This window comes from Cupriavidus necator (assembly GCF_040578825.1).
Lineage (GTDB): Bacteria > Pseudomonadota > Gammaproteobacteria > Burkholderiales > Burkholderiaceae > Cupriavidus > Cupriavidus necator_E.
Genome location: NZ_JBEFLI010000125.1, coordinates 1 through 10,123 on the forward strand (window position 1 = coordinate 1; position 10,123 = coordinate 10,123).

The window sequence follows — 10,123 nt, forward strand, 5'->3', positions numbered from 1 at the left end:
GGGCGGGCTTGCGGGGCATTGAGCTAAAACAGAGTAATACTTGGGGCGGCTTGACTAACCTTGTGTGGCGCCGGTTTTCTCCCTCTCCCGCCTGCGGGAGAGGGGAGAAAACACTCGCGGGATTCAGCTTTGTCAGCAACCTCGAGCGCCGCTACACGCGGCGCCACATGATATACCGCCTGCGAAATCCGTCGTCTTCAGCCAAGCGCCCTAAGCCACCGCCCGACTCCCCCCACCCGCATCCGGTGCCGGCCGCACCAGCAGCTCAGCAAACCCCTCAATACGCCCGCTGCGCTCATCCAGCCCGTTGAGCACTTCCTCAAGCTGCGAGATCCGGCTCTCCAGCGTATCGGTGGCTTCATGAATGCGCTCGATCGAATCCACACGCCGGCGCAACTGCTTCTGGTGCTCGCGCACCTGCGCTTCCAGCGGCGTCATCACCGACTTGAGCCAGACCTCGATATCGCGGTTGAGGCCGCGGAAATTCGCCAGCACGCGGCTGGCCATGGTGCTGAATGCGCTCTGCACCAGCTGCGGCCGCGAGCGCGTCAGCATGCTGACCGTGCCGAAGTGCGCATGCACCAGCCGCAGCGTTTCCTGCAATTCGGCCACGTAGCGTTCGACGGTGAACTGCATCGGCGCCGGCAACGTGAAGCCGTGCTCGGCGTTGAAGCGCCGGTACATGCTTTCGATCAACTGATGGAGCTGGCCGATCTTGTTGTCGGCATCGGTCACGAGCGTGGTGAGCTGCGCGAACAGCGCATCCATGTCTTCGCGCAGCCCGCGCGAGAAGAAGCGCTCCTTCATCTGCTCGCGCGCAGTGCGCATGGTGCGGCGCACGTCGCGCAATTGCAGGCTCTTGATGATGTCGGCGCTGTGGCGGCCGAACACCAGCCGCAGCGCCTGGAACTTGCTGATGCTCTGCTCGAACTCTTCCTTCTCGCCCTGCACGCGCATCAGCATGTGCTTGACCATTGCGTGGTTCTTGCCGCGCAGGCCGCGCAGCTCGAACAGCTGCTCGACGATATCGCGGCGCCGGCTCTGCAGCAGTTGCTGCGCGGCGCGCGCCATGTCCTGCACCAGCCGGTGCACCTGGTCCGAGACGATCTCGCGCCGGCGCGGGATCAGCTGGTCGGACAGCACGTGCTCGAACTCGGGCAGGCCGCTGCGCCCGAGCAGCGCATCGTCATGCGTGACCTTTGCCACCAGCCCCTTCTGCGCCGATACCGGATAAACGCGCGCCTGCTCGATGCCCAGCACCTGCGCCGTGGTCGACACCTGCCGCGAGATTTCCTGCGCGATCTCGCCGGGCTGGCGCAGCGGGTCCCACAGCCCGTCAATCTTGTTCAGCACAGCCAGGCAGCCGCGCCGGTGGCCCGCACCGACATGGCTGCGCCACAGTTCCAGGTCGCTCTTGGTGACGCCGGCGTCAGCGGCCAGACGAACACCACCACATGCGCATCCGGGATCAGCCGCAGCGTCAGCTCGGGCTCGGTGCCGATCGCGTTCAGCCCCGGGGTGTCGAGGATCACCAGGCCCTGGCGCAGCAGCGGATGCGGGAAGTTGATAACGGCGTGGCGCCAGCGCGAGATCTCGACCATGCCCTCGGCATCGACCGCGTAGGCGGCGTCGGGATCGTTCTCGTGATAGAGGCCCAGCTCCTCGGCCTGCTGCGGCGTCACGCGCACGGTCTGCACCACGTGCTGGAAGGCGTCGAGCATGCCTTCGGGCGACGACGGGTCCAGCGGCACCGAATGCCAGTGCGGCGCCGACGTGCCGGCTTCCAGGAAGTCCGCGGTGGAGGCCTCCTGCAGCCGCGTCTCGATCGGCAGCAGGCGGATGCACGGCGGCTCGCCCTCGTCGTAGCGCAGCTCGGTCGGGCACATGGTGGTGCGCCCCGCCGACGACGGCAGGATGCGGCGCCCGTAGTCGGCGAAGAAGATGGCGTTGATCAGCTCGCTCTTGCCGCGCGAGAACTCGGCGATAAAGGCGACCTTCAGCCGGTCGCTGCGCAGCACGCTCTGGATGCGCTGCACGCGGTCATCGGCCTGCGCATCGTACAGGTCGTGCTGCTGCAGCCAGGACTGGAATTCGGCCAGTGACTGGAGGACCCCCGTTCTCCAGGCGCCGTATTGTTCGAATTGGTGGGCGAGCGTTGTCATGGAGCTGTTTGGCTGACTCGGTGTCTACCTCGGAGCAGGCCATCGTGTGGCATGCCCGTGTTGCACGCACTGCGGGCCGCCACCGATCCGTTCCGGCGGTTGGGCCATTTTTGTAACTTTTTATGTCTGCGCACACGATACAGGTTTCCACGGTGGTTTTGTGGAATTCGCGTCCCATGCTCGTTGTGTGGGCGAGGAGTGTTGCGCCGAGCCATCGGCAATTGCCGGCGGCGCGCATCGTGCGCCACCCGGCCCCCGGCGCGGGCCGGGCGGGGGTCAGTGCTGGCAATGCGGGCAGTAGAACGTCGAGCGCTGGCCCTGCACGATCTGGCGCACCGGCGTGGCGCAGACCCGGCACGGCTGGCCGGCACGGTCGTAGACAAAACAATCGAGCTGGAAATAACCGCTGGCACCGTCACTGCCGACAAAGTCGCGCAGCGTGCTGCCGCCGCGCTCGATCGCCTGCGCCAGCGTGTCACGTACAGCCTGCGCCAGCCGGTCGCAGCGCGCGCGGCTCAGGCGGCCGGCCGCGGTGGTCGGGCGGATGCCGGCGCGGAACAGGCTTTCGGACGCATAGATATTGCCCACGCCCACCACGATGGCGCCCGACAGCAGCACGGTCTTGATCGCGGCGCTGCGCCCGCGCATGTGGCGGTGCAGCCAGGCGCCGTCGAAGGCGGCGTCGAAGGGCTCGATGCCGAGCGTGCGCAGTAGCGGGTGCTGCGGCAGCTCGGTCTCGGGCAGCGTGGTCCACAGGATCGCGCCGAAGCGGCGGGGGTCGCGAAAGCGCAGCACCACCGGCCCGGAGTCGGCACCTGGCTCGGGATCCAGCCTCAGGTCGAGATGGTCGTGCGTGCCGGGCGGCGGCGCATCGGGCAGTACTCGCAGCGTGCCGGTCATGCCCAGGTGCACCAGCAGCCAGCCGGCGGGCTCGCCGGCATCGGCGCTGATGCATTCGAGCAGCAGGTATTTGCCGCGACGCTCGATCCGGCGCACCACGCGCCGCGCCAGCCGGCTCTCCAGCTCGGGATCGACCGGCCAGCGCAGCCCGCGGTGGCGCACCGTCACCGCCGCAATGCGCCGGCCCACCACATGCGGCAGCAAGCCGCGCCGGGTCACTTCGACCTCGGGCAATTCAGGCATCGAACCTCTCCGTTGGTTACCGCTCCAAACTCCAGCCGGCCCTGCAGGCGCGAGCCCGCGGCGCCGAGCAGCGCATTGTAGCGGCAGGCTACAATGCCCTTATCCATTCCTTCGCCAGCGTGCGCCGGAGCACTCACTACATGTCGGACCATATTCCGGACCTGATGCCGGACAACACGTCGCCCCCCATGCCCGAGCACGCGGGCGCCACCCGCGCTGCTGCCACAGGCGTCGCTTCCCGCACAGCATCGCGGGCCGCCGCGGCTTTGGCCGGGTTCCGGCAAAGCCACCGGCGCCATGTGCGTGCACTGGCCGCCTCAGCATGGCTTGCGGTGGCCGCGGGCGCGGCACATGCCGCGCCGCCCGCTGACAGTGCGCCCTTGCCGAGGCTGCAAATGGCCGCCACCGACAGCGAACGCGCCGCTGCCGCCAAAGCGGCACGCAGTGCGCTGCCGTCGCTCGAGCTCACCGACGATATCGTCTATATGGTGCTGGCTGCGGAGATTTCCATCCAGCGCGGGCTGGTGGGCCCGGCCTACCGCACTTACCTGGAACTGGCGCGGCAGACGCGCGACCCGCGCTTCGCGCAGCGCGCCACCGAGATCGCCTTCAATGCGCGCATCCCGCAGCAGGCGTTGGACGCGGCGCGGCTGTGGCGCGAGATCTCGCCGAACTCGCCCGCCGCCACGCAGGTGCTGTCGACACTGCTGGTGATCAACGGCCGCTGGGACGACGCCAGGCCGATGCTGGTGCAGCAACTGGCTTCGGTGCCGGCCGCCCAGCGCGGCGATGCCATCCTGCAATTGCAGCAACAGCTTTCGCGCACCAGCGATCCCGCCGGCGCCGCCGCGCTGCTGCAGGATCTGACCAGGAATGACGTGCGCCTGCCCGAGACCCAGCTGGCGCTGGCGCGCGCCAAAGAAGTTGCCGGCGACGTGCCCGGTTCGCTGGCCGCGCTTGACCAGGCGCTGAAGCTGCGCCCCGGCTATGAGGCGGCCGCGCTGATGGCGGCCGAACTGCGCGCCGAGAAGCAGCCCGACGAGGCCGTCGCGATCCTGAAGCGCTTCCTCGAGAAGTCGCCCGGGTCGGTCAACGGCCATATCACGCTGGCGCGGCTGTACCTGCTGCGCAATGACATGCAGGCGGCGCGCCAGGAGTTCGAGACGCTGCGCAAGGTGGCGCCGGCCGATCCGCGCGTACCGCTGGCGCTGGGCCTGACCAGCCTGCAGGCCAAGAACTACACCGAAGCCGAGCAGTACCTGAAGGAATACCTGCAACTGGTCGAGACGCAGCCCACCGCCAACCCGGACATCGCCTACCAGTACCTCGCGCAGATCGCCGAGGAGCGCAAGGACTACGCCGGCGCGATCCAGTGGCTGGACCGCATCGAGGATATCCGTCTGGCACCGGCGGCAACCGCCAAGCGTGCGCAGCTGCTGGCGCGCATGGGCAAGCTCGACGACGCCCAGGCGATCTTCGGCGAGATGCTTGCCGATGCCGAGGACATTCCCGATCCCGGCCAGCGCTCGCAACGGATGACCGCGATCCGCCAGGCCGAGGTCGCCACGCTGATGGAAACCAAGGCCTACGACCGTGCCCGCAAGGCGCTGAACGACCGCGTCGCGGCAGAGCCCGACAACGCCGACTGGATCTACGAGCTGGCCATGCTCGACGAACGCCAGAAGCGCTACGACAGCATGGAAAAGGGCCTGCGCCGCGTGATCGCGCTGCAGCCCCAGCAAAAGCAGGGCTACAACGCACTGGGCTACTCGCTGGCCGACCGCAACGAGCGCCTGCCCGAGGCGCTCAAGCTGCTGGAGCGCGCCTCCGAGCTGGGGCCTGACGATCCGTACATCATGGACAGCCTGGCCTGGGTCAAATTCCGCATGGGCGACCTGCGCCCCGCGGCCGACCTGCTGCGCAACGCCTACGCCAAGGCGCCCGAAGCCGAGATCGGCGCGCACCTGGGCGAGGTGCTGTGGCACCTCGGCGAGCAGGACGAAGCGCGCAAGACCTGGACCGAAGCAGTCCGCATCGATCCGGAGAACGAAACGCTGATCGACACGCTGCGCCGCTACAAGGTCAACGTGCAGACGTCCAAGTAACCCCGTGCGCCGCGGCCCGATCGGGGCCCGCGGCGCCGGCATCCTTGCGCCCGCGGCCGCAACTGCGCGCCGCCGTTCCGACAACATGCCCATGAACCGAACCCGACGCCTGGCACTGCTTTGCCTTGGCGCCCCCCTGCTGCTGCAGGCCTGCGCCAGCGTGGCGCCGTCGCGCAACTTCGATGTCGACAACGACGCCGCCAGCCAGCAATACACCGGCCGCTTCGCCGCCAGTTACGTCCGCTACGGGCGCGACGAAGGCGTGCAGGGCAACTTCCGCTGGCAGGAGCAGGGCCGCAACGTGCGGCTGGACCTGGTGTCGCCGCTGGGCCAGACCCTGGCCGTGGTCACCGCCACGCCGTCCGGCGCCACGCTCGACCTGCCCAACCAGCCGCCGCGCAATGCGCCCGAAGTCGACACGCTGATGGAAGAGGCGCTCGGCTTCGCGCTGCCGGTGGCCGGCATGCGTGACTGGCTGCATGGCCGTGCCGCGCAGGGCTCGCCCGCGCGCACCACGCGCGACGAGCAGGGGCGGCTGGCGACGCTGGCGCAGAACGGCTGGACCGTGCGCTATGTCGCGTGGCAGGAAACCGCGCCGGCAAGCCCGGCGAGCGCATCGGGCGGCGCGGTGCCACGCCGCATCGACCTGGCGCGCGACTCCGCCAGCAATCCGCTGTCGGTGCGGCTGGTCATCGATTCGCAGAGCAATTCGCCAACACCATGAGCCGCAGCACCGCCCTGCCCCCGCCCGAGCTGCGCGACTGCCCGGCGCCGGCCAAGCTCAACCTGTTCCTGCACGTGACCGGCCGCCGCCCTGACGGCTACCACACGCTGCAGACCGTGTTCCAGCTGGTCGACTGGTGCGACACGCTGCATTTCCACAGGCGCGATGACGGCGTGGTCGCGCGCATCACCGACGTGCCCGGCGTGCCGGCCGACACCGACCTGGTGGTACGCGCCGCGCGCGCGTTGCAGGCGGCCACCGGCACCACGTTCGGCGCCGACATCGAGATCGACAAGGTGCTGCCGATGGGCGGCGGCATCGGCGGCGGCTCGTCGGATGCGGCCACCACGCTGCTGGCGCTGAACCACCTGTGGGGACTCGGACTGCCGCGCGCCGAACTGATGCGCATTGGCCTGTCGCTGGGCGCGGACGTGCCGGTGTTCGTGTTCGGTCAGAACGCGTTTGCCGAGGGCGTTGGCGAAGAGCTGACGCCGGTGGAACTGCCCGAGAGCTGGTTCGTGGTCATCCATCCGAAACAACATGTGCCGACCGCTGAAATTTTTTCGGACAGGTGCTTGACAAGGGATACGCCCATCACCATAATTGCGGTCTTCGCTGCTCGCACAAACAAATTCGATTTCGGTCGCAACGACCTGGAACCGATAGCAACAGCGAAGTTCGGCGAAGTTGCCCGAGCCCTGGAATGGCTGAAGCAATACAATCAGCATGCCAGGATGACCGGTTCCGGAGCCTGCGTGTTTGCACGTTTTCCCGACGCACAGACAGCGCAGCAGGTTTTGGAAAGGTTGCCTCCCGAATGGGATGGCAGGTGTGTGAGGAGTCTGGCACATCACCCGCTCGCAATGTTCGCATAGCAAGTTTTCGTTCGGCGCGGTACGGCAGTCTGGTACCACGAAGAACGGCCCGGTTGTGTAGGGGAGTCGCCAAGTTGGTCAAGGCACCGGATTTTGATTCCGGCATTCGAAGGTTCGAATCCTTCTTCCCCTGCCATTACATTCCTATAGTGTCCTTACGGACCCTCTGTATCAGTCACCGGCTTTGCCGGTGACGCCAAGCTCCCCCAGCAGCAAGACAGGTGCCCCGAATGAGCAGCGAAGGCTTGATGGTATTTACCGGCAACGCCAACCCCAAACTCGCGGAGGCTGTCGTACAGCACCTCGGCATTCCGCTGGGCAAGGCGCTCGTTGGCCGTTTCTCCGACGGCGAAGTCCAGGTCGACATCCAGGAAAATGTTCGCGGCAAGCACGTCATCGTGCTGCAGTCCACCTGCGCCCCGACCAACGACAACCTCATGGAACTGATGGTGATGGTCGACGCGCTCAAGCGCGCCTCGGCACGCAGCATCACCGCCGCCATGCCCTACTTCGGCTATGCCCGCCAGGACCGCCGTCCGCGTTCGGCGCGCGTGGCGATCTCGGCCAAGGTCGTGGCCAACATGCTGGAAGTCGCAGGCGTCGAGCGCGTGCTGACGATGGACCTGCATGCCGACCAGATCCAGGGCTTCTTCGATATCCCCGTCGACAACATCTACGCTTCGCCGGTCCTGCTGGGCGACCTGCGCGAGAAGAACTACGGCGACCTGCTGGTGGTGTCGCCGGACGTCGGCGGCGTGGTCCGTGCGCGCGCGCTGGCCAAGGAACTGAACTGCGACCTGGCGATCATCGACAAGCGTCGTCCCAAGGCCAACGTGGCCGAGGTGATGAACATCATCGGTGAAGTCGAAGGCCGCAACTGCGTGATCATGGACGACATGATCGACACCGGCGGCACGCTGTGCAAGGCCGCCCAGGTCCTGAAGGAGCGCGGCGCGCTGAAGGTGTTTGCCTACTGCACGCACCCCGTGCTGTCGGGCGGCGCCGCTGCCCGCATCGCCGAATCGGCGCTGGACGAAGTGGTGGTGTGCGACACCATCCCGCTGTCCGAGGAAGCCGCCAAGTGCACCAAGATCCGTCAGCTCTCGACCGCCCCGCTGCTGGCCGAGACCTTTACCCGCATCGTCAAGGGCGACTCGATCATGTCGCTGTTCGCGGGTTCCTGATACAACTTCTGGCTTTACTGCGTTGATTGCCGGTTTTCGGCGGTCAACGTGACCTGATCGGCGCTTATCGTTCGATTTGCGCCGCAACGAGGCTGTCTGGTCGCGGACAGCCTTCTTACATTTGGAGTCATCATGAAAGTTGTCGCTTTCGAGCGTAGCGTACAGGGAACGGGTGCGAGCCGCCGCCTGCGCAATTCGGGCAAGACCCCCGGCATCATCTACGGCGGCGCCGCCGAACCGAAGATGATCGAACTGGATCACAACGCGCTGTGGCACGCCCTGAAGAAGGAAGCGTTCCACTCGTCGATCCTGGACCTGGAAGTTGGCGGTACGTCGGAAAAGGCCCTGCTGCGCGCCTTCCAGATGCACCCGTTCAAGCCGCTGGTGCTGCACGTCGATTTCCAGCGCGTGTCGGCCAACGACAAGATCCACGTCAAGGTGCCCCTGCACTTCATGAACCAGGAAACCGCTCCTGGCGTGAAGCTGGGCCACGGCCTGGTCAACCACATCGTGAACGACCTGGAAGTGTCGTGCCTGCCGGCCGACCTGCCTGAGTTCATCGAAGTGGACGTCGGCTCGATGGAAGTCGGCCAGACCCTGCACCTGAGCGACCTGAAGCTGCCGCAAGGCCTGACCGTCATCACCCACGGTGACGACAACCCAGCCATCGCCAGCATCTCGCTGCCGGCTGGCGCCGCTGCGGCCGCCGAAGGTACTACCGAAGGCGAAGGCGAAACGCCGGCTGCCTAAGCAGCAACGGTTGCGGCCCGCGGGCCGCGTCACGGAAAAACCGCCGCGCTTGCGGCGGTTTTTTTTCGGCCCGGGCCAGCCTGCGCCGCGCCGGTTTTTCGGTATCCTTGGCGCCAGCGGCGCAGTCCTGCGCGCCAACGACTCAGTCAAACGCATGATCAAGCTCATCGTCGGCCTCGGTAATCCCGGTGCGGAATACGAGGCCACCCGACACAACGCCGGCTTCTGGCTGGTGGACCAGCTCGCCCGCATGGGCGGCGCCACGCTGCGCGTGGAAGGCCGCTTCCACGGACTGGCCGCGCGCGCGCGGCTGTGGGACCAGGATATCTGGCTGCTCAAGCCGTCGACCTTCATGAACCGCTCCGGCCTGGCAGTGGTGTCGCTGGCGCGCTTCTACAAAATCCTGCCCGACGAGATCGTGGTCGCGCACGACGAGATGGACCTGCCCGCGGGCGCGGCCAAGCTCAAGCGCGGCGGCGGTGCCGGCGGGCACAACGGGCTCAAGGACATCTCGGCCCACCTGACCACGCAGGACTACTGGCGCCTGCGCCTGGGCGTGGGACATCCCCGCAACCAGCCCGGCGGCGCCGGCACGGGCCGCGAGGACGTGGTCAACTTCGTGCTCAAGCCGCCGCGGCGCGAGGAGCAGGAAGCGATCGACGCCGCCATCGATCGCTGCATTGACCCGCTGGGACTGCTGGCCCGCGGCGATGCCGAACGCGCGATGGCGCAGCTTCATACCACGCGCTAACTGAAACCCGGCGCGAGACTGCGCCACGCAGGCACACTCCTGCGACAACAGCATGAAAAGGGCCGCATCAGCGGCCCTTTGTCGTTTGCAGGCACGCTGGCCGGCACCGCGCTGTTGTTGCATACAACATGTCATCAAACTTCAACGGGCGACACCTACATTGCTGGGATTCCAGACGCGTTGGCATCACATGGTGGCCGATGCGCATGACAAACCCACAGGAGGAAAGTCCATGTCGTACCTGACCGACGAAGCGCGCGCAGCCAGCCGCGCCGCCAAGCCCGACGTTGATGTCCCCGGCCAGATGCTGGAAGACATCGTCGCCGCCAACCCGGCCCGCCGCCGGGTACTGCGCGGCGGCCTGGGCCTGTCGCTGGTCTCGGCCTTCGGCACCGGCCTGCTGACCGCTTGCGGCGGTGATGACGATCC

General features: G+C 67.1%; 7 protein-coding genes, 1 tRNA gene and 2 pseudogenes. 8 read left to right on the top strand and 2 right to left on the bottom strand.

Annotated elements, in window-relative coordinates; genetic code table 11:
• Positions 1-210: 210 nt before the first annotated feature.
• Positions 211-2,162, bottom strand: a pseudogene (locus tag AB1I47_RS32535) (dynamin family protein).
• 276 nt (positions 2,163-2,438) lie between these two features.
• Positions 2,439-3,305: a bifunctional DNA-formamidopyrimidine glycosylase/DNA-(apurinic or apyrimidinic site) lyase gene (mutM, locus tag AB1I47_RS32540; RefSeq protein ID WP_354687771.1), complete on the bottom strand. Its 867-nt coding sequence runs from the start codon at positions 3,303-3,305 to the stop codon at positions 2,439-2,441.
• 140 nt (positions 3,306-3,445) lie between these two features.
• Between mutM and AB1I47_RS32545 the strand changes: the two genes are divergently transcribed.
• The 8 genes and pseudogenes from AB1I47_RS32545 to AB1I47_RS32580 all read left to right on the top strand — a co-directional run.
• A complete protein-coding gene (locus AB1I47_RS32545; RefSeq protein ID WP_354687772.1) occupies positions 3,446-5,410 on the top strand; it encodes a tetratricopeptide repeat protein in 1,965 nt (654 codons plus the stop codon).
• Positions 5,411-5,501: 91 nt separating this feature from the next.
• Positions 5,502-6,134 carry a lipoprotein insertase outer membrane protein LolB gene (gene lolB, locus AB1I47_RS32550; protein ID WP_354687773.1) on the top strand — a complete coding sequence of 211 codons (633 nt, stop codon included), beginning with the start codon at positions 5,502-5,504 and terminating at the stop codon, positions 6,132-6,134.
• A complete protein-coding gene (gene ispE / locus AB1I47_RS32555) occupies positions 6,131-7,009 on the top strand; it encodes a 4-(cytidine 5'-diphospho)-2-C-methyl-D-erythritol kinase (protein WP_354687774.1) in 879 nt (292 codons plus the stop codon). Before lolB ends, ispE begins: the two co-directional genes overlap by 4 nt.
• Positions 7,010-7,068: 59 nt before the next feature.
• Positions 7,069-7,145, top strand: a tRNA-Gln gene (locus AB1I47_RS32560).
• Between the two features lie 94 nt (positions 7,146-7,239).
• Positions 7,240-8,193 carry a ribose-phosphate pyrophosphokinase gene (locus tag AB1I47_RS32565; protein WP_042883966.1) on the top strand — a complete coding sequence of 318 codons (954 nt, stop codon included), beginning with the start codon at positions 7,240-7,242 and terminating at the stop codon, positions 8,191-8,193.
• Positions 8,194-8,325: 132 nt separating this feature from the next.
• Complete coding sequence (locus tag AB1I47_RS32570; protein ID WP_354687775.1) at positions 8,326-8,943, top strand: 50S ribosomal protein L25/general stress protein Ctc; 618 nt, start codon at positions 8,326-8,328, stop codon at positions 8,941-8,943.
• A 154-nt stretch (positions 8,944-9,097) separates the two neighbouring features.
• On the top strand, positions 9,098-9,694 hold the full coding sequence (gene pth / locus AB1I47_RS32575; protein ID WP_354687776.1) for an aminoacyl-tRNA hydrolase: 597 nt from the start codon (positions 9,098-9,100) through the stop codon (positions 9,692-9,694).
• Between the two features lie 232 nt (positions 9,695-9,926).
• Positions 9,927-10,123: pseudogene (locus AB1I47_RS32580) on the top strand (PhoX family protein); the annotation flags it as partial.

Excerpts from the sequence above, each read along its gene's own strand:
- lolB (WP_354687773.1), top strand. The coding sequence starts at position 5,502 with ATGAACCGAACCCGACGCCTGGCACTGCTTTGCCTTGGCGCCCCCCTG.
- ispE (WP_354687774.1), top strand. The coding sequence starts at position 6,131 with ATGAGCCGCAGCACCGCCCTGCCCCCGCCCGAGCTGCGCGACTGCCCG.
- AB1I47_RS32565 (WP_042883966.1), top strand. The coding sequence starts at position 7,240 with ATGAGCAGCGAAGGCTTGATGGTATTTACCGGCAACGCCAACCCCAAA.
- AB1I47_RS32545 (WP_354687772.1), top strand. The coding sequence starts at position 3,446 with ATGTCGGACCATATTCCGGACCTGATGCCGGACAACACGTCGCCCCCC.
- pth (WP_354687776.1), top strand. The coding sequence starts at position 9,098 with ATGATCAAGCTCATCGTCGGCCTCGGTAATCCCGGTGCGGAATACGAG.
- mutM (WP_354687771.1), bottom strand. The coding sequence starts at position 3,305 with ATGCCTGAATTGCCCGAGGTCGAAGTGACCCGGCGCGGCTTGCTGCCG.
- AB1I47_RS32570 (WP_354687775.1), top strand. The coding sequence starts at position 8,326 with ATGAAAGTTGTCGCTTTCGAGCGTAGCGTACAGGGAACGGGTGCGAGC.